Source organism: Vibrio crassostreae 9ZC13 (genome assembly GCF_000272045.2).
Classification (GTDB): domain Bacteria; phylum Pseudomonadota; class Gammaproteobacteria; order Enterobacterales; family Vibrionaceae; genus Vibrio; species Vibrio crassostreae_C.
Genome location: NZ_AJYZ02000037.1, coordinates 329,367 through 348,347 on the forward strand (window position 1 = coordinate 329,367; position 18,981 = coordinate 348,347).

Annotated in this window: 21 protein-coding genes; 12 read left to right on the plus strand and 9 right to left on the minus strand. The window is 44.0% G+C overall.

The window, feature by feature from the left end; genetic code table 11:
- The 5 genes from A136_RS12185 to A136_RS12205 all read left to right on the plus strand — a co-directional run.
- The coding region (locus A136_RS12185; RefSeq protein ID WP_017062935.1) for an alpha-isopropylmalate synthase regulatory domain-containing protein at positions 1–536 on the plus strand (536 nt) is incomplete at its 5' end.
- Positions 537–634: 98 nt separating this feature from the next.
- On the plus strand, positions 635–1,726 hold the full coding sequence (leuB, locus tag A136_RS12190) for a 3-isopropylmalate dehydrogenase (protein WP_017061390.1): 1,092 nt from the start codon (positions 635–637) through the stop codon (positions 1,724–1,726).
- A 117-nt stretch (positions 1,727–1,843) separates the two neighbouring features.
- Positions 1,844–3,256, plus strand: coding sequence for a 3-isopropylmalate dehydratase large subunit (leuC, locus tag A136_RS12195; RefSeq protein ID WP_017062936.1), 1,413 nt, complete (start codon positions 1,844–1,846; stop codon positions 3,254–3,256).
- A 14-nt stretch (positions 3,257–3,270) separates the two neighbouring features.
- Positions 3,271–3,873: a 3-isopropylmalate dehydratase small subunit gene (gene leuD, locus A136_RS12200; RefSeq protein ID WP_017062937.1), complete on the plus strand. Its 603-nt coding sequence runs from the start codon at positions 3,271–3,273 to the stop codon at positions 3,871–3,873.
- Between the two features lie 156 nt (positions 3,874–4,029).
- Positions 4,030–4,812, plus strand: a complete 783-nt coding sequence (locus tag A136_RS12205; RefSeq protein ID WP_017062938.1) for a DUF547 domain-containing protein — start codon at positions 4,030–4,032, stop codon at positions 4,810–4,812.
- A 95-nt stretch (positions 4,813–4,907) separates the two neighbouring features.
- On the opposite strand, the gene A136_RS12210 is transcribed toward A136_RS12205, so the two are convergent.
- Both A136_RS12210 and djlA read right to left on the minus strand, forming a co-directional pair.
- Positions 4,908–5,453 carry a DUF924 family protein gene (locus A136_RS12210; protein WP_017061386.1) on the minus strand — a complete coding sequence of 182 codons (546 nt, stop codon included), beginning with the start codon at positions 5,451–5,453 and terminating at the stop codon, positions 4,908–4,910.
- Between the two features lie 57 nt (positions 5,454–5,510).
- A complete protein-coding gene (djlA, locus tag A136_RS12215) occupies positions 5,511–6,365 on the minus strand; it encodes a co-chaperone DjlA (RefSeq protein WP_017061385.1) in 855 nt (284 codons plus the stop codon).
- A 149-nt stretch (positions 6,366–6,514) separates the two neighbouring features.
- Between djlA and lptD the strand changes: the two genes are divergently transcribed.
- The 6 genes from lptD (at position 6,515) to A136_RS12245 (ending at position 13,283) form a co-directional block, all read left to right on the plus strand.
- The gene (gene lptD, locus A136_RS12220) at positions 6,515–8,848 is read left to right on the plus strand and encodes an LPS assembly protein LptD (protein ID WP_081326293.1); all 2,334 of its coding nucleotides are present in this window, start codon (positions 6,515–6,517) and stop codon (positions 8,846–8,848) included.
- Positions 8,849–8,891: 43 nt separating this feature from the next.
- Positions 8,892–10,190 (plus strand): peptidylprolyl isomerase SurA, encoded by a 1,299-nt coding sequence (gene surA / locus A136_RS12225; RefSeq protein ID WP_017062940.1) that lies wholly within the window; start codon positions 8,892–8,894, stop codon positions 10,188–10,190.
- Positions 10,177–11,169 carry a 4-hydroxythreonine-4-phosphate dehydrogenase PdxA gene (gene pdxA, locus A136_RS12230; protein WP_017062941.1) on the plus strand — a complete coding sequence of 331 codons (993 nt, stop codon included), beginning with the start codon at positions 10,177–10,179 and terminating at the stop codon, positions 11,167–11,169. The genes surA and pdxA overlap by 14 nt, the downstream gene beginning before the upstream one ends.
- On the plus strand, positions 11,166–11,981 hold the full coding sequence (gene rsmA / locus A136_RS12235) for a 16S rRNA (adenine(1518)-N(6)/adenine(1519)-N(6))-dimethyltransferase RsmA (protein ID WP_017062942.1): 816 nt from the start codon (positions 11,166–11,168) through the stop codon (positions 11,979–11,981). Before pdxA ends, rsmA begins: the two co-directional genes overlap by 4 nt.
- 88 nt (positions 11,982–12,069) lie before the next feature.
- Positions 12,070–12,450: a Co2+/Mg2+ efflux protein ApaG gene (gene apaG / locus A136_RS12240; RefSeq protein ID WP_004735899.1), complete on the plus strand. Its 381-nt coding sequence runs from the start codon at positions 12,070–12,072 to the stop codon at positions 12,448–12,450.
- A gap of 29 nt (positions 12,451–12,479) precedes the next feature.
- Positions 12,480–13,283, plus strand: coding sequence for a symmetrical bis(5'-nucleosyl)-tetraphosphatase (locus A136_RS12245; protein ID WP_017062943.1), 804 nt, complete (start codon positions 12,480–12,482; stop codon positions 13,281–13,283).
- Positions 13,284–13,357: 74 nt separating this feature from the next.
- Here A136_RS12245 and folA read toward each other — a convergent pair whose 3' ends face one another.
- The 6 genes from folA to rplU all read right to left on the minus strand — a co-directional run bounded on the left by folA (position 13,358) and on the right by rplU (position 17,364).
- Positions 13,358–13,837, minus strand: coding sequence for a type 3 dihydrofolate reductase (folA, locus tag A136_RS12250; RefSeq protein ID WP_017062944.1), 480 nt, complete (start codon positions 13,835–13,837; stop codon positions 13,358–13,360).
- Between the two features lie 36 nt (positions 13,838–13,873).
- Positions 13,874–14,347: a threonine/serine exporter family protein gene (locus A136_RS12255; RefSeq protein ID WP_017062945.1), complete on the minus strand. Its 474-nt coding sequence runs from the start codon at positions 14,345–14,347 to the stop codon at positions 13,874–13,876.
- On the minus strand, positions 14,347–15,114 hold the full coding sequence (locus tag A136_RS12260; protein ID WP_017061378.1) for a threonine/serine exporter family protein: 768 nt from the start codon (positions 15,112–15,114) through the stop codon (positions 14,347–14,349). Before A136_RS12260 ends, A136_RS12255 begins: the two co-directional genes overlap by 1 nt.
- 164 nt (positions 15,115–15,278) lie before the next feature.
- Positions 15,279–16,451: an Obg family GTPase CgtA gene (gene cgtA, locus A136_RS12265; protein WP_017061377.1), complete on the minus strand. Its 1,173-nt coding sequence runs from the start codon at positions 16,449–16,451 to the stop codon at positions 15,279–15,281.
- Between the two features lie 324 nt (positions 16,452–16,775).
- Positions 16,776–17,033: a 50S ribosomal protein L27 gene (gene rpmA, locus A136_RS12270; RefSeq protein WP_004735905.1), complete on the minus strand. Its 258-nt coding sequence runs from the start codon at positions 17,031–17,033 to the stop codon at positions 16,776–16,778.
- 19 nt (positions 17,034–17,052) lie between these two features.
- Complete coding sequence (gene rplU, locus A136_RS12275) at positions 17,053–17,364, minus strand: 50S ribosomal protein L21 (RefSeq protein WP_004740823.1); 312 nt, start codon at positions 17,362–17,364, stop codon at positions 17,053–17,055.
- Positions 17,365–17,632: 268 nt separating this feature from the next.
- On the opposite strand from rplU, the gene ispB reads away from it, so the two are divergent.
- The gene (gene ispB, locus A136_RS12280; protein ID WP_017061376.1) at positions 17,633–18,604 is read left to right on the plus strand and encodes an octaprenyl diphosphate synthase; all 972 of its coding nucleotides are present in this window, start codon (positions 17,633–17,635) and stop codon (positions 18,602–18,604) included.
- 117 nt (positions 18,605–18,721) lie between these two features.
- On the opposite strand, the gene A136_RS12285 is transcribed toward ispB, so the two are convergent.
- Positions 18,722–18,913 carry a hypothetical protein gene (locus A136_RS12285; protein WP_017061375.1) on the minus strand — a complete coding sequence of 64 codons (192 nt, stop codon included), beginning with the start codon at positions 18,911–18,913 and terminating at the stop codon, positions 18,722–18,724.
- Between the last annotated feature and the right edge of the window lie 68 nt (positions 18,914–18,981).

Below are 18,981 nucleotides of genomic sequence, written 5' to 3' on the forward strand. Positions count from 1 at the left end.
AGAGCCACATGGACGCAATGGGCTACAAAGACAATGAGTACAACCTAGATTCATTGTACGAAGACTTTTTGAAACTGGCTGACCGTAAAGGCCAAGTATTCGATTACGACCTAGAAGCACTAATGCACTTCGCAAATCTACGTGACGAAGATGACTTCTATAAACTTAACTACCTAAGCGTACAATCTGGTAGTGTTATGTCTACCACCAGCATCAAGCTGCAATGTGGTGATGAAGAGAAATGCGAAGCGGCTGTCGGTAACGGCCCGGTTGATGCTTTATACCAATGTATCTACCGCTTAACGGGTTACGAAATTGCATTGGATAAATTCGACCTTACCGCGAAAGGTGAAGGCGAAGATGGCTTAGGCCAAGCTGATATTATTGCGAACTACAAAGGCCGCAAGTACCACGGTACAGGCGTTTCAACGGATATCGTTGAGGCCTCTGGTCAGGCGCTACTGCACGTTATTAATAGCATTCAACGCGCAGACACCATTGCTGAAATGAAACAGCAAAGAATCGCAACAGTTTAAACACCCAATAACAGAGCCCTAGAGCCGATGTTATTGGCTTTAGGGACAAAATTTTAAACGAGCTAAATAGCTCAGTAACAAAGAATTAAAGGATTAACATGACTGATAAATCATACAAAATTGCCGTACTACCTGGTGATGGCATTGGCCCAGAAGTAATGCAACAAGCGCATAAAGTGCTAGACGCGATCGAAAAGAAGCACGCGATTAGCTTTTCTCGCGAAGAGTATGATGTTGGTGGTATTGCAATTGATAACCACGGCTGTCCACTTCCAGAAGCAACAGTCACTGGCTGTGAAGAATCTGACGCAGTACTTTTTGGCTCGGTTGGCGGTCCTAAATGGGAACACCTTCCACCGAACGACCAACCAGAGCGTGGTGCCCTACTTCCTCTACGTAAACACTTCCAACTGTTCTGTAACCTACGTCCAGCTCAAATCCATAAAGGTCTAGAGTCTTTCTCTCCTTTACGTGCTGACATCTCAGGTAACGGGTTCGACATCGTGGTAGTCCGTGAGCTAACAGGCGGTATCTACTTCGGCCAACCTAAAGGCCGTGAAGGCGAAGGCGCAACGGAAAAAGCTTTTGATACCGAGGTTTACCACCGCTACGAAATCGAACGTATTGCAAAGATTGCTTTTGAATCTGCACGCCTACGTAACAAAAATGTTTACTCAATCGATAAAGCGAACGTTCTACAGAGCTCTATCCTATGGCGTGAAGTCGTTGAAGAGATCGCAAAAGATTACCCAGATGTAACGCTAAACCACATGTACATCGACAACGCGACCATGCAGCTAATCAAAGACCCATCTCAGTTTGACGTAATGCTATGTTCAAACATCTTTGGTGACATCATCTCTGATGAGTGCGCAATGATCACTGGCTCTATGGGTATGCTTCCTTCTGCAAGTTTAAATGAAAGCAACTTCGGCCTATACGAACCAGCAGGTGGCAGCGCACCAGATATCGCAGGTAAGAACATCGCAAACCCAGTCGCGCAAATCCTTTCTGCAGCCCTAATGCTTCGTTACAGCCTAGGCGAAGAAGCGGCAGCACAAGACATCGAAGCAGCGGTTTCTAAAGCACTTTCTGCAGGCGAGCTAACGGCAGACCTTGCTGGCAAAAACCAAGCGCTGACTACCTCTGAAATGGGTGACAAGATCGCTGAGTACATCTTAGCTTCATAAGCTAAAGGCTCCGATTAGAAGCAAGTACATAAGAATAATATCAAGCCAAGTCAGCGTAAACCGCATGACTTGGCTCGAAACAAACACTGGGACTGATGCTCCCAAGGAAGAAAAGCTATGTCGACAAACCAGCACGCAAAAACCTTATACGAAAAAGTTTATGACGCTCACGTTGCGGTTGCAGCGAAGGGCGAAACACCAATTCTTTATATCGATCGTCACTTAGTTCACGAAGTAACGTCACCTCAAGCATTTGATGGCTTGCGTGAGAAAGGCCGCAAAGTTCGCCAAGTTGGCAAGACTTTCGCGACCATGGATCACAACGTATCGACACAAACTAAAGACATCAACGCTTCTGGTGAGATGGCTCGTATCCAAATGGAAACGCTATCGAAGAACTGTGAAGAGTTTGGTGTCACGCTTTACGATCTAAACCACAAATACCAAGGTATTGTGCACGTAATGGGTCCTGAGCTAGGTATTACGCTACCGGGCATGACCATCGTATGTGGTGACTCGCACACGGCTACACACGGTGCATTTGGTTCACTAGCATTTGGTATCGGTACTTCAGAAGTGGAACACGTTCTAGCTACGCAAACGCTAAAACAAGCTCGCGCTAAAACCATGAAGATCGAAGTAAAAGGCAAGGTTACTCCTGGCATCACTGCAAAAGACATCGTGCTAGCGATCATCGGTAAAACAACGGCTGCTGGCGGTACTGGCTACGTAGTTGAATTCTGTGGTGAGGCAATTACCGACCTTACGATGGAAGGTCGTATGACAGTATGTAACATGGCAATCGAGCTTGGCGCTAAAGCAGGCTTAATCGCTCCAGATGCAACGACATACGAGTACATCAAAGGTCGCAAGTTCTCTCCAGAAGGCGAAGACCTAGAAGCAGCAATCGAATACTGGGATACGTTAAAAACCGATGCTGATGCAGAATTCGATGCAGTTGTTACATTAGAAGCGGCAGACATCAAACCACAAGTCACTTGGGGTACCAACCCAGGTCAGGTTATCTCAGTAGACACACCAATCCCTGCACCAGAAAGCTTCGCAGACCCTGTAGAAAAAGCATCAGCTGAAAAAGCGCTGGCTTACATGGGTCTTGAAGCCGGTAAATCTCTATCTGATTACAACGTAGATAAAGTGTTCGTGGGTTCTTGTACTAACTCTCGTATCGAAGACATGCGTGCAGCAGCAGCGGTAGCGAAAGGCCGTCAAGTAGCGAAACATGTTCAAGCGCTTATCGTTCCGGGTTCAGAGCAAGTTAAAGCACAAGCTGAGGCTGAAGGCCTAGATAAGATCTTCATCGAAGCAGGCTTTGAATGGCGTTTACCGGGTTGCTCTATGTGTCTTGCGATGAACAACGACCGTCTAGGTCCACAAGAGCGCTGTGCTTCTACATCAAACCGTAACTTTGAAGGTCGCCAAGGCCGTGATGGTCGTACGCACCTAGTTAGCCCAGCAATGGCAGCCGCAGCGGCTATCGCTGGTCACTTTGTCGATATTCGTGAACTTTAATTAGAGGATTTAACATGTCAGGTTTTCAACAACACACCGGATTAGTCGTTCCTCTAGATACGGCCAACATCGATACTGATGCGATCATTCCAAAGCAGTTTCTACAGAAAGTAAACCGCATCGGTTTTGGTAAGCACTTGTTCCACGATTGGCGCTTCCTAGACGATGCAGGCCAACAGCCAAACCCTGATTTTGTAATGAACGAAGCTCGCTACCAAGGCGCTTCAATTCTTTTAGCTCGTGAAAACTTCGGTTGTGGTTCATCTCGTGAACACGCACCGTGGGCGCTTGCCGATTACGGTATCCAAGTAATGATCGCACCAAGCTTTGCCGACATTTTCTACGGTAACTCGATCAACAACCAAATGGTGCCAGTTCGATTGACTGAGCAAGAAGTGGATGAGCTATTCCAATTCGTTGAAGCGAATGAAGGTGCAGAAATTACGGTTGATCTAGAAGCAATGAAAGTCAGCGCGAACGGCAAAGAGTACTCGTTTGAAATTGATGAGTTCCGTCGTCACTGCTTACTGAATGGTTTAGATAATATCGGCCTTACACTTCAACATGCCGATAAGATCTCAGAGTTTGAAGCTAAGATTCCTAGCTTCCTAAAATAATGAGACGTTTCTGAATAAATCTAAAGGTTGGCCAAGTGCCAACCTTTTTTATTTGGCTAAGCTTTTAACTTAACTTCATATGTTTATTTAAATGAAGAGCAATGAAAGAAAATGGTAAGCCTTAAGGTCTTAGTAGTCAGTCATCAGGAGAATGCCATGAAACAACTACTTTTTATTGTCAGCCTACTTTTCTCAACCTTAGCTTGGTCTGCGCCTAAATCCGATCTTTGGCCATACTGGAAGCAAAGCGACGAAACCAACCTAGAACAGGTATCTCATCAAGATTGGCAGCAATTCCTCGATAGCTACTTGGTTAAACAGGGGCAAAATACGTTAGTTCGCTATAAAGCAGTGAACACTGCCGATAAGACCAAACTTAAGCAATACATCAAGCAACTCGAACAGGTGAATCCGCTCAACTATTCAAAAGCGGAGCAGTATGCCTACTGGGTTAATCTATATAACGCCGTGACTGTCGATTTGATTCTTGATACCTACCCGATCAAATCCATAACTAAACTTGGCGGACTATTTAGTTTCGGTCCGTGGGGAGATGATGTGGTAGTCGTTAATGGGAAATCACTGACACTCAATGACATTGAACACCGAATCCTAAGACCAATTTGGCAAGATCCTCGCACGCATTATGCAGTGAACTGTGCCAGCCTAGGTTGCCCTAACTTACAACCTGACGCTTTTACCTCTAAAAATACTGAAGCCTTGCTAGAGCAAGCTGCAACTGAGTTTGTAAGCAGTGACAAAGGCGTGATGGTTACAAACAATAAGCTTCAACTATCATCGATTTACGAATGGTTTGCTGTGGATTTTGGTACGAAGAAACAGCTTATTCAGCACTTAGAACAATATCGAGTTGAAGCAGTAACCAATACTCAAAACATCAGTTATGAATACGATTGGTCGCTCAACCAAGCAAACTAGCTCTAAGGCTAAAGTTGATCACTAAAGTAAAAAAGAGGCGAGAGGTTTTTATTAACCTCTAGCCTCTTCTCAATTCTTTGACCGTATTTCTACAATTAAAAGCTTGAGCCCGGTTGCTGCAAGAACTCAATCTCTTCGGGAGTCGAAGCTCGCCCTAACACCTCATTACGGTGCGGATAGCGACCAAATCGCTCAATGATAACCTTGTGCTTAAACTCAAAGTCCAGATTATGCTCTAATCCCGTTTGAGAAAAGAGTTCCACGGCTTGTTCATGGACTAACAAAGATTCACTGTGCATATAAGGCATATACAGGAAGCTTTTCTGTTGCTCGTTAAGCTGGTGATCAAAACCACCCGCTACCGCCTCTTGGGCTAGAGCCAACGCCATCGGATCAGCAGAAAATGCTGTCGGACTTTTTCTACCAATATTTCGAGAAAACTGATCAAGTACGATAATCTCAGCCAATCGTCCTTGCGCAGTTTGGCGCCACTCAAATAGCTCGCCTTGAATGGCTGCTTTATGCAATTCAGAAAATCGAGACTCTATCAAAGTGTCAATCTCGGCGCCGCCAGTAAACCAATCTTTAGGCGTCAACTCATCGAACCAAAACTCTAGAACATCCTGATACGTTACCGTCATATAATTCCCTTTAATAAAAAACCGAGTAACTTTGTTATTACTCAGTTTAGTGTTCAATTACTTAAAACCTTTTACTTTCTTTATCAGGTCATAAGCATTCTGAATTTCTTGCGATTTCTCTTTCGCAACATTCATCATCTCAGGCGGTAAGCCCTTCGCCATCAGTTTATCTGGGTGATGTTCATTCATCAGCTTGCGGTAGGCTTTCTTCACCTCTTTACCGTCAGCACTTTCACTCACACCAAGAACCTTATATGCGTCGCCAAGTTGGTTCTGTTGCGAAGCCTGTTGCCAACCTGATGATTGCCCATGACCCTGATGGCCACCAAAGCTTCCACCTTGCTGTTGGAAACGGAACGCAGCTTCTTGCATCTGCAAGCGGCGTTCTAGTTGTGCTGCCGAAAACCCAAGCCCTTGCGCTATTTTATGCAGAACTTGACGTTCACTCGGGTGCAAACTTCCATCCGCAAATGCGGCAGATACCTGAAGCTCTAGAAAGAACTGCAGAAGATCAAAACGACCACCCGATGAGATTTTAACTCGCTCAAGTACGTCGTTCAGAGGGAAGTCGCTCTCTTTGCCGTCACGGAATGCATCTTGCGCTGCTTTACGCTGTTCGCCATGCAGGTTCATACGCTCCATCATGGTAGAAGCGAGTTGAATCTCTTCTGGCGTTACCTGCCCTTTCGCTTTAGCAACGTGCCCCATAACCGCAAAAGCGGATTTAAAAAACTCGTTCTGTCTTTCTGCTTGGCTTGGACCTCGACCAAAACCAGAGCTATTGAAGCCTGATTGGTTCAATCCGCGAGCTTTATCGAATTGGTGTCCTAAAAACAGACCAAAAACTAAACCGAGTGGCCCTCCAAATAAAAAGCCAAAAAACGCGCCCAAAATTTTGCCAAATATTTGCATTATGTGTTCTCTATCTATGAATTTTATCTGAGTAATGCTGTCTGATGATGCTGAATGCTATTATTTCCTTTATCATAAGGAAAATGCTTTATTAATTGGATTGATACTAGATCAACCCTTCATCTAGTGACACAGGATAGTTCAACTTCATGCAATCTTTTTCCCGCACCTTGTTAGCCGCGTCTATAAGTACGGCGTTATACGTGTCGACAACTCAAGCTGAAACAATCACCGATAGTAGTGTGCAGGAAATGCCCTCTATAGATCAATGCTTGATCGAGCCCGCTGCAGAAAACGAGACACAGCTACCCGCTCATGTTGAGTCAGATCGCTTAGAAGCTATCAATGGTGACAAGGCAATATACTCAGGTGACGTAGTCGTTACGCAAGGGAACAAGACCATCCTTGCAGATAACGTAACCCTGCACCAACAAGAAAATATCGTTGTAGCTGAAGGCAACGTAAACTTTAGTGATGGTCAAATCAAATCTATCTCAGACAGAGCGACCAATAATCTGACTACAGATGAAATGACGCTTGAGAACACCGATTACGAATTCCTTTGCGAGCCCGGTCGCGGAGATGCTGTTTATATAGCAAAAACAGGTAAAGCGGTTTATGAGATTGAAGATGGCTCCATTACCTCTTGCCCTATCGGCGATAATGCTTGGCGTCTAAGAGCATCGAGCATCAGTGTCGACCAAGACGAAGAACAAGCCACTTTTTATAATCCACGTTTTGAAATCCAAAGTGTTCCCGTCTTTTACTTACCTTACTTAACAGTACCGGTGGGTGATACACGTAAAACCGGTTTCTTGTACCCAACAGTTTCGTATGGTTCAAGCGATGGTTTTGAAGCTGAAATTCCTGTTTATTGGAACTTAGCACCAGACTACGATTTGGAAACTACCTTCAAGTACATGCAAGAGCGTGGCACTCAACTCAACAGTAAATTCAGATATTTAAGCGATTTTGGTTCCGGTAGTATCGAGTCTGAATATTTACCAGACGATCAAAAGTACACTGATCTAGGCGATCGTTGGGGTTTCCAACTAGAACATTCAGGAATATTCCAACAATCTTGGTTATTCGAAATTGATTACTCTAAAGTCAGTGATATTGACTACTTTTCGGACATGAGCTCAAATATCGGTAACCGTGAAGATGGACAACTGCTTCAAGAAGGGCAAGCAACATACCGTTCTCAAAATTGGGATGCGTCTGTACTTGTTCGAGACTTCCAAGTTCTTACCACCAGCAATAACTTGCCTTATCGTCTAATGCCACAACTCGAGTACAATTACTATGCTCCAGAGGTAATGGATTACCTAGATTTTGACTTAATCAGTCATATATCAATGTTCGATACCGACGCATCAGGCAAACCATCAGCCACTCGTGTTCACGTTGAACCTGGTATTACAATCCCAGTAGGTAACACTTGGGGTACTTGGACAACAGAAGCTCGACTACTTGGTACTTACTATCAACAAGACCTTGATGGCGTTGATACCGGCGCAGGCTCTGATTATGAAGGCTTGGAAGAATCAGTAAGTCGAGTTATTCCAGAGTTTAGAAGCCACGCAGGTATCGTTCTTGAACGTGATACAAAAATTGTGGGCAATTACACTCAAACACTCGAACCTCAAGTTCAGTATCTTTACGTACCAGAAGAAGATCAAAGTGACATTGGTCTTTACGATACGACACTACTGCAGACCGATTACTATGGTCTATTTAGAAGCCGTAAATATAGCGGTGTTGATCGTATCGCATCTGCGAATCAAATTAGTTATGGTGCATCATCTCGTTTCTTCGATGATGAGTATAAAGAGCGTTTGAATATTTCTTTTGGTCAGATTTTTTATATCGATAAAGATACAAAACAGACTTTAGACAACGACGACTCTGATAACAAAACTAATTATTCGTCTTGGGCTATAGAAATGGACTTCAACTATGATGACTACCTGTTCTACCATGGTGGCGTGCAATACGATATTGACTCATCTTCGATGCAATTAGCGAATAGTACACTTGAATACCGCTTTGCTGGTGGTTACATACAAACCAACTATCGCTATGTTACAGAAGAATACATAAATGAAACTGTAGATTTTGACGTATCATCCATAACAAGAGATGGTATTTCGCAAGCGGGTTTACTTGGTTCCTACCAAATTTCACCGAAATGGAGCACCAGTGCTCAATATTTCTATGACTTAACCACACAAGAAGATCTAGAGTGGTTAGCTCGTTTAAACTATAGATCGGATTGTTGGTACATCGGCTTTACGTATAGTAACCAGCTGACAAATAACATTAGTGATCCAAATGTCACGCCTGAATATGAAAATAACTTTGGTGTGAATTTCGGTATTATCGGCTTTGGTACTAACTTAGGCTCTGATTCAGGCGCTGTTGGGGATAGCAGTTCTGATAACTCATTGAGCTACGGTCGCCCATTCTTCTTAAACAACTAATTTTCTTTACTGATAAGAAATCAGTAAATTTAAAGGATTACACATGACATTGTGGAAACGCACATTAATTGCTATCGCAGCGACTTGTACTTTATCAACAAGCTTTGCAGCGCCAGTCGAGCTAGACAGCGTAAAAGTTATCGTTAACGAAGGCGTTATCTTACAAAGCGACATCGATGCCTCGATGAAGACGCTGCGCGCAAACGCTAAGAAAAGCGGGCAAACATTGCCATCGCAAGATGTGCTCAATGAGCAAGTACTAGAAAAACTGATCATCGATACTATTCAAACTCAAGAAGCAGAACGTATCGGTGTTCGTATTGATGATGCTCGACTTGATCAAGCAATTGAAGGTATCGCTAAAGACAACAACCAAACGGTAGAACAACTTACCGCATCGGTTGCTGAAGAAGGCCTTAGCTACAATGCATTTCGAGAGCAAGTAAGAAAAGAAATTGCGGCAAGTGAAGCTCGTAACGCCTTAGTTCGTCGCCGTATCAATATTCTTCCTGCGGAAGTTGATAACCTAGCAGATATCTTAGCGCAAGAGACTAACGCGACCGTTCAATATAAAATTGGCCACATTCAACTGCGCTTTAATGATGACCAAACCAAAGAAGAGCTAGAAGCCCAAGCTAAAGAACTTGTCGAAGAACTGAACTCAGGCAAAGATTTCAGCACCATGGCATATACTTACTCTAAGGGTCCTAAAGCGCTGCAAGGTGGTGATTGGGGTTGGATGCGTAAAGAAGAGATGCCAACCATTTTTGCTGACCAGATCAAAATGCAAAATAAAGGCAGCATCATCGGTCCTTTCCGTAGCGGTGTAGGTTTCCACATTCTAAAAATTGAAGATGTGAAAGGCTTAGAAACCGTAGCAGTAACGGAAGTGAATGCTCGTCATATCTTGATTAAGCCAACCGTAATCTTGAGTGACGATGGCGCGAAAGAACAACTTGAAGAGATCACGCGCCGCGTAAACACAGGTGAAGCGAGCTTTGGCGACCTTGCACAGCAATACAGCCAAGATCCAGGTTCTGCAGTACAAGATGGTGAGCTAGGCTACCAAACACCAGATTTGTATGTACCAGAATTCAAACACCAAGTAGAAACGCTACCAGAAGGCAAAATCAGTGCGCCATTCAAAACCGTACACGGTTGGCACATTGTTGAAGTACTAGACCGTCGCGAAGTCGACCGTACCGATTCAGCTTTGAAAAACAAAGCTTACCAAATTCTATTTAACCGTAAATTCAACGAAGAAGCTGGTGCTTGGCTACAAGAAGTAAGAGCAAGTGCCTTTGTTGAGATGGTTGAGGACGACCAAGATGACAACAACTAAACGTATTGTCATAACCGCAGGTGAACCAGCAGGGATAGGCCCAGATTTAACTTTGGCTCTATCTCAAGAAAGTTGGCCTCATCAACTCGTGGTTTGTGCTGATAAAACACTGCTATCCGAGCGAGCTAAAATTCTTGGTATCGAAGTCGATCTTCTGGACTACGATGCAAATGCAGCTAAGCAACCGCAACGCGCTGGCACACTGGTAGTGAAACACGTTCCACTTGCTGAAACGGCAGTTGCAGGTCAACTCAATGAGGCTAATGGTCATTACGTATTAAATACTTTAGAAACCGCAGCAATTGGCTGTATGAATGATGAATTTGATGCTATTGTCACCGGCCCCGTTCACAAGGGTGTAATTAACCGAGCTGGCGTTGCTTTTAGCGGCCATACCGAGTTCTTTGCAGAGAAGTCCAATACACCACTGGTGGTGATGATGTTGGCAACTGAAGGGCTGCGTGTTGCGCTAGTAACAACGCACATCCCACTAGCTTATGTATCTCAAGCTGTGACCGAAGACAGATTAGAGCAAATTATTGCTATTCTAAATAAAGACTTGGTTGAAAAATTTGCTATTGAGAAACCAACTATCTATGTGTGTGGCTTGAATCCACATGCTGGTGAAGATGGTTGTTTAGGGCGTGAAGAGATTGAAACTATCACCCCGACGCTAGAAAAAATTCGCCAAAAAGATGGCATCAATTTAGTTGGCCCATTGCCAGCAGACACCATCTTTAATGAAAAATATTTGCAAGATGCAGATGCTGTTTTAGGTATGTATCACGACCAAGTACTCCCGGTATTGAAATACAAAGGGTTTGGTCGCTCAGTGAACATCACGCTTGGCTTACCGTTTATTCGCACATCAGTCGACCACGGTACCGCCTTAGACTTGGCAGGGAAAGGCCAAGCCGATACAGGGAGCTTTAGAACAGCGCTCACGCACGCCATTGAATTAGTAGAGAAAAAGCAATGAGAAATGATGTCCACTTAGGGCACAAAGCGCGTAAACGTTTTGGTCAAAACTTCCTTAACGATCCATACATTATTGATGGCATCGTATCGAGTATTAACCCACTACCAGGTCAAAACTTGGTAGAGATCGGTCCTGGTCTAGGCGCAATTACTGAGCCTGTGGGTAAGCTTGTCGATAAATTTACTGTTATCGAATTGGATAGAGACCTTGCAGAACGTCTTCGTAACCATCCAGATCTTGCGGACAAGCTAACGATCCGTGAAGGCGATGCGATGAAGTTCGATTTCCAAGAACTGGTTAAGCCAAACAATAAGCTACGCATCTTTGGTAACTTGCCATATAACATCTCTACACCATTGATGTTCCACCTTTTTGAATTCCATAAAGACGTGCAAGACATGCACTTTATGCTTCAAAAAGAAGTGGTTAACCGTCTAGCTGCTGGCCCTGGCAGTAAAGCTTACGGTCGTCTTACTGTAATGGCTCAATACTACTGTAAAGTAACGCCTGTGTTAGAAGTTCCACCAACGGCCTTCGTTCCGCCACCGAAAGTAGACTCAGCAGTCGTGCGCCTACAGCCATACGAAGTGCTGCCTTATCCGGCAAAAGATCTGAAATGGCTAGATCGCGTCTGTCGTGAAGGCTTTAACCAACGTCGTAAAACAGTTCGTAACTGCTACAAGAGCTTAATCGATAAGGAAGTGCTTGAAGAGCTAGGTATCAACCCAAGCATGCGTCCTGAGAACTTAACGCTCGAGCAGTTTGTCGACATGGCAAACTGGTTGTACGACAGTCATAACGCTGACAAATAAATAAAAAAGGCTCCTACACTTCGGTTAGGAGCCTTTTTTATGTAATACTTTAATTACATTAAGTATATCAACAACAAAAGGTGCGAATATGGATATATCTACGCCTTGTATCAAATGCCAGGTTCACTCTAAGTACATAGAAGAACAATCTGAGCCAACGAAGAATCGTTATGTCTTCGCCTACATTATTACCATCAAAAATCTAAGTAAAACAACGGTGCAACTTATGTCTCGCCGCTGGTTAATTACCGACTCTAACGGCAAGCAGCTCACCATTGAGGGTGATGGTGTAGTTGGCCAACAACCCGTGATTGAAGCCAACGACGAGTACACCTACACAAGTGGTACGGTCATCGAAACCCCTGTTGGCGTTATGCAAGGTCACTATGTGATGACCGATAACAAGGGCATTGATTTTATTACCGAAGTTGACCCATTCAGACTCGCAATCCCTAATATTCTTAATTAGCCGTACATCCGTATCTACAGGAAATTATTGTGTCGAATTACATTGTCGGAGACATCCAAGGGTGCTTCGACGAACTTCAAGGACTACTTGAAAAAATTAACTTTGATAAACACCAAGATACTTTATGGGTCGCCGGAGACTTAGTTGCTCGAGGCCCTAAATCATTGGAGACGTTACGCTTTATTCGTAACCTTGGTGACGCAGCTAAGGTTGTATTAGGCAACCACGACTTACATCTTCTGGCGGTGTCCTTAGGACTATTTCCAGCGAAACCAAAAGATAAGACTCAAGCGATTCTTGATGCTGAAGATCGTGAACTGCTAATCGAATGGTTAAGACAACAGCCTTTGCTTCAAGAACACCCAGAGTTCGTGATGTGCCATGCGGGTATCTCACCGCAGTGGAATCTAGAAAGAGCACGTGTTGAAAATCGAGAGATCGTATCCTTGTTAAAGTCCGATAAATGGCAATGGCTAATCGAAAACATGTACAGCAACGCGCCTGATTTATGGCATCAGGATTTACATGATATTGAGCGCTATCGCTATGCGATCAATAGCCTGACAAGAATGCGTTTCTGTTTTGAAGATGGCCGTCTCGACATGGCATGTAAGCTACCACCGAATGAGATTACCGATGAACCATTAGTGCCATGGTTTGACCTTCCGCAACGCATAAAGCTCGATAAAACCGTTGTTTTTGGACACTGGGCTGCGCTTGAAGGCTATAACGGAAAAGACGTAATTGGACTTGATACTGGATGCGTCTGGGGAGGTGAATTGACAATTCTTCGCTGGGAAGATAAACAGTTTTTCACTCAGAAAGCGCTATAAAGATACGAGAAACTTGCGCTACCTTGGTAGGGTAACGCAAGCATTTTTCAGAGACTAGCTATTGATAACCACAGTTAACGCTCGAGAATCACAAACTCCATGTTGTGTTTGTTTTTCTCGTCAGCTTGATAGCTCTCGTTAAAGCTCTGCTTCCAACCTTCACCCCAGTCAGGAAATTGTGTATCTCCATCGACGGCGAAATCGATGTAAGTCAGATACAACTTGTCCGCTTTAGGTAAGCAGCTCTCATAAATAGAGCCGCCACCAATGATCATCACCTCTTCAACATCACTGAGTAGCTCTAGAGCCTGTTCAATAGAAGTTACCGTCGTTACACCTTCAATCTTTAAACTCTCATCACGGCTGATTACGACATTCAACCGACCCGGCAAAGGGCGTCCAATAGAATCGTAGGTCTTACGTCCCATCACGACTGGTTTACCCATAGTCGAGCGTTTAAACCATGCAAAATCCGCAGGTAAATGCCAAGGCATCTGATTGTCTTTACCAATTATACGGTTGTTTGCCATTGCCGCTATCATGCTGATGATCATAAATCGAAAGTCCTGTCCCTAAAAAGAAAATTAACGCTAAACGATAGGTCTACGGCGATAGAATAACAGCCCTGGCACAGCTAAGCCAACCGCCAACCCTGCGATAATGAACATCGATTTTAAAAAGTTCTCCATCAACATTGCCAACAACTCAGGCGTGTAGCCTGCCCTGTTAATCTCCACCATCGCAATCATCGCCTTGAAGGCGAACACACCTGGCACCATAGGAATTAGAGCTGCAACCGTAAACACCTTCGGATGTGCTAACAGTTTATGTGACCAATGAACCCCTATCATACCAACCACGGTTGCGGCGAAGAACGTCGCCCATTCGATTGGAATACCAAAGTGCATCATCAGATACCGGCTACCATGACCGATAGAACCACCGAGTGCACAATAAATTAAAGCACGTTGCGGAACGTTAAACACCAATGCAAACCCAACCGCAGGAATAGCGGCGAAAAACATATCGTTGAGCAGACCTAAAAACAGTTCGAAAATACTCATTAGCTTGCCCACCCCCAAACATCTGATAGACTCATCGCCGCGACAATGCCCAAGCTCGTCGCCAGAGTTAATAAGCTGGCCATGGTAAAGCGCGCTAACCCCATATTAATATGGCCTTTAAGCATATCAGCGACGGAGTTAATCAGAGGAAAACCAGGTACTAACATTAATACAGATGAAGCCATCACGATCGTGGGTTGGCCGCCAATATTGTAAAGTACGGCTTGAGCTGAAATGGTCGTGGTAACGAATGCTGTGATAGCAAAGTTTAATAGCGGATTGAAATGGCGGTGCCCAATCTCTTGCCTGACGATCATACCGCAAGCTGAAGCAATAAAAGTCATCATGAAGACTTGCCAGTCTCCGCCCGCAAGGTGGCTAAAAGAGGCGCACGACAACCCTATCATCACAACCACTAACCAACGGTTGTAGCGCTCGGGGCTGATGTTTTGAATCTTTTTATACGCCAAATCATAATCGAGAATTCCCTTCTCCATCATGATGCAAATGCGTTGAATGTCGGTGATAACCTGCATGTTAATGCCACGATCAGCACAACTTCGAGTAGTGGTAATACAGTGATCATCCATTACGGTAGTTACAACAAGCGCATTGGCTGACAGTGCGACTTCAACCTCATTCACCCCACAAGCAATACCGATGCGACGCATGATATCGCCGACCAGTGTGCTCTCTGCCCCGTGCGCCAATAACATTTGTCCTGATTGAGCGACGAGTCTTGAGATCGCTCTTTGCTTTGATGCCATGATTTCCTTCCCATAGGCGTTAATTATCTAAAGATAAATTTTGCATAAAAAACAGTAAGACGTCATGATTTAGATACAAAAAAACCGCAATTTTCATTGCGGTTTAATAAAACTATCAGTGTACTTGTAAGAAGCGACCGATGCGTTATGAGAAACTAAGAGGATTAGTCACGAACATAGATAACATGGCCGTCATCCTCTTCGTCATCCCAATCGTCCCAATCGTCGTCATCTTCAGTAACGACATTCTTACCGCTCATCGCATCTTTATGGTAGTCATCCCACATAAAGTCTACTTTTTCTTCTTCTTCAACTTCTACAACTTCACGAGGTAGGTTTTCCATAAACTCACCTAGTTTGAAGCAAAGATCTTTGGTGCCGATTTTATTCACAGCAGAGATCTTGAAGTACTCGCCTTCCCAGCCCAAAGCATCGATGATTTCTTGAATCTTTTCGTCTGCTTCGTCTTCTGGCATTAGGTCAACTTTATTGAACACTAACCAGCGAGGTTTTTGTGAAACTTTTTCACTGTATTGCTCAAGCTCATCGATGATCGTTAGTGCATTCTGAATAGGATCAGATTGATCGATCGGCATAATGTCGATCATATGCAGAAGAACACGACAACGCTCAAGGTGCTTAAGGAATCGGATACCAAGGCCAGCGCCATCAGCTGCGCCTTCGATTAGTCCTGGGATATCGGCAACAACGAAGCTCTTTTCAGGGACAACACTTACCACACCCAAGCTTGGGATCAAAGTAGTGAACGGGTAATCAGCCACTTTTGGTTTCGCAGCAGATACTGAACGAATAAAAGTAGATTTACCTGCGTTTGGTAGGCCAAGCATACCAACGTCAGCTAATAGAAGAAGCTCTAAACGCAGTTCACGAACTTCGCCTTTAGTACCCATTGTCTTTTGACGAGGAGCGCGGTTAACAGACGATTTAAAACGCGTGTTACCAAGACCGTGCCAACCACCTTTACCAACCATTACTTTCTTGCCGTGTTCAGCAACTTCAGCAACGATTTCGTTGGTGTGGATATCAACTGCACGCGTACCAACTGGTACTTTCAGCGTAATGTCTTTACCACGTTTACCAGTACAGTTACCGCCGCGACCATTCTCGCCACGCTCTGCATTGTAAAAACGTTGGAAACGGTAATCGATCAGTGTGTTTAAGTTCTCATCCGCTTGGATGTAAACATCACCGCCGTCACCACCGTCGCCGCCATCAGGACCACCTTTAGCGACGAATTTTTCGCGCCAAAAGCTAACTGTACCATTACCGCCATCACCGGCTTCTATTTTTACTACCGCTTCATCAACGAATTTCATTTTTTAACTCCGCACTTACGTTGCGTTACCACTCATCAAGGATGTGATATAAATTCTAGCAGATCCGTGTTTAGATCGATCACCTAAGATCTAGGCCGACCTGCAACCAAGGAACAAATAAGGAGAGGTTCTTTGCTTCTTATTTCTTAAAAACAAACGGCTTCTTAAAAACTAATCTGTTTATCAAAAAATAAAACGGCTTCTCAAAACCAAAACAAGAGCGTCTGCTTTTTTATTCTTGCTATAAATAAAAAACCCTGCCGAATCGGCAGGGCTTTTGAATTCAGCTTGAAAGCTAATAAAATAATCTAGTTAAAGATTAAATTACTCAGCTTCGATGCTTACAAACTTACGGTTTTTAGGACCTTTAACAGCAAATTTCACTTTACCTTCAGTAAGAGCGAAAAGAGTGTGGTCTTTACCGATGCCAACGTTTGTGCCAGCGTGGAACTTAGTACCACGTTGACGAACGATGATGTTACCTGCAAGAACAGATTCACCACCAAAACGCTTAACACCAAGACGTTTGCTTTCTGAATCGCGGCCGTTATTAGTAGAACCGCCAGCTTTTTTATGTGCCATTGTTAAACTCTCCTAATACTTAAGCGTTAATGCCAGTGATTTTCACTTCAGTGAACCACTGACGGTGACCAGCTTGCTTACGCGAGTGCTTACGACGACGGAACTTAACGATTTTTACTTTATCGCCACGACCGTGTTGTACTACTTCTGCAGTAACCTTGCCACCTTCAACAAGAGGTGCACCAACAGCGATTTCTTCGCCGTTAGCAACAAGAAGAACTTTATCAAATTCAACAGTTGCACCAGTTTCAACGTCTAATTTCTCTAAACGAAGTGTTTGACCTTCGCTTACTCGGTGTTGTTTGCCACCAGATTGGAAAACAGCGTACATATTTTACTCCGCTTTTTCCGCACAGCCTATGGTTGTTAATTGTACAACTCGGGTGTGCGCTAAACTAATCAATAGGGCGCAGATTCTACGGGAATCATGGCGCTATGACAAGCCATATTTTTAAAAAATTGGCGAAAACCTGTTCGCCAAAGAAAAGTGCGGCAATCATGCCCTTTAGCGATGTATTAATCAACGTTTTTTAGTGTATTATTCAACAATTAAATACAACGTATAAGCCTTACAGGGTCTAACTTCAGCCGGATGAACAATGGATTTTAAAGCTATCCAAACGCTTACTGCCAATGATATGGCAAAAGTGAATGAAACAATTCAAGCCCAACTTAATTCTGACGTAAGTTTAATCAACCAGCTTGGTTTTTATATCGTTAGCGGTGGTGGCAAACGCCTACGCCCTTTGCTTGCTCTTTTATCTGCTCGCGCACTTGGTTATCAAGGTGAAGCTCATATCACCTCTGCAGCCTTTATCGAGTTTATTCACACCGCAACCCTGCTTCACGACGATGTTGTCGATGAATCAGACATGAGACGCGGTAAAGCGACGGCCAATGCCGCTTTTGGTAATGCCGCTAGCGTTTTGGTGGGTGACTTTATCTACACACGCTCATTCCAAATGATGACAACGCTAGGATCTTTAAAGATCCTTGAGCTAATGAGTGAAGCGGTAAACGTGATTGCCGAGGGTGAAGTTCAACAATTAATGAACTGCAATAACCCAGACACCACAGAAGAAAGCTACATGCAGGTGATCTACTCTAAGACTGCTCGTTTGTTCGAAGCTGCGACCCAAATCGGTGCGATTCTTACTGAGTCATCACCAGAGATCGAAACAGCAATGCAGAACTATGGTAAATACCTAGGCACCGCTTTCCAACTGATTGACGATGTGATGGATTACACTGCAGATGGTAAAGAGATGGGTAAAAACGTTGGTGACGATCTAGCCGAAGGCAAACCAACACTGCCTCTACTTTACGCAATGCATAATGGCTCTCCTGAACAAGCAAGCATGATTCGTGAAGCGATTGAGAAAGCGAACGGCATGGAACGTCTTGACGATATTATGGCTGTAATGAAAGAGACAGGCTCTTTAGAGTACACAACAAATAAAGCCTACGAAGAGGCCGATAAAGCCATCGCTGAACTTTCTGTACTTCCTGACTCAGAATATAAGCAAGCGCTAACCACGCTCGCACACTTAGCTGTTAAACGCAGTAAGTAAGCAGGTTAATAGACAACTCGCTTCTAGCTTCTAGCTTCTAGCTTCTATATAAATAACAAAAAGAGCCTCAGGGCTCTTTTTTTTGGTTTTCAACAAATATTTGTAGGTGAGCCAAATTCAATATCGACTGGCTTCTAATGATAACGGCAGTTGTGCTTCAATCTCTTCAAGCTCTTCCATTGGCACCGCGTACTGCTCATGCCCGTTGTAAGTCTCTACTAGCGCGTACTGCTCTTGCTCATCAATTACCAATACTTTTCCTAAGTGCCCCAAATATTCGACATTCATACCCTTCTGAACAGTAGCCATAACATTTACCTTCACATTAATTGTAAAGCTAAATACGAGTAGCTTGAACTTCAGGATCAAAAAAGCCA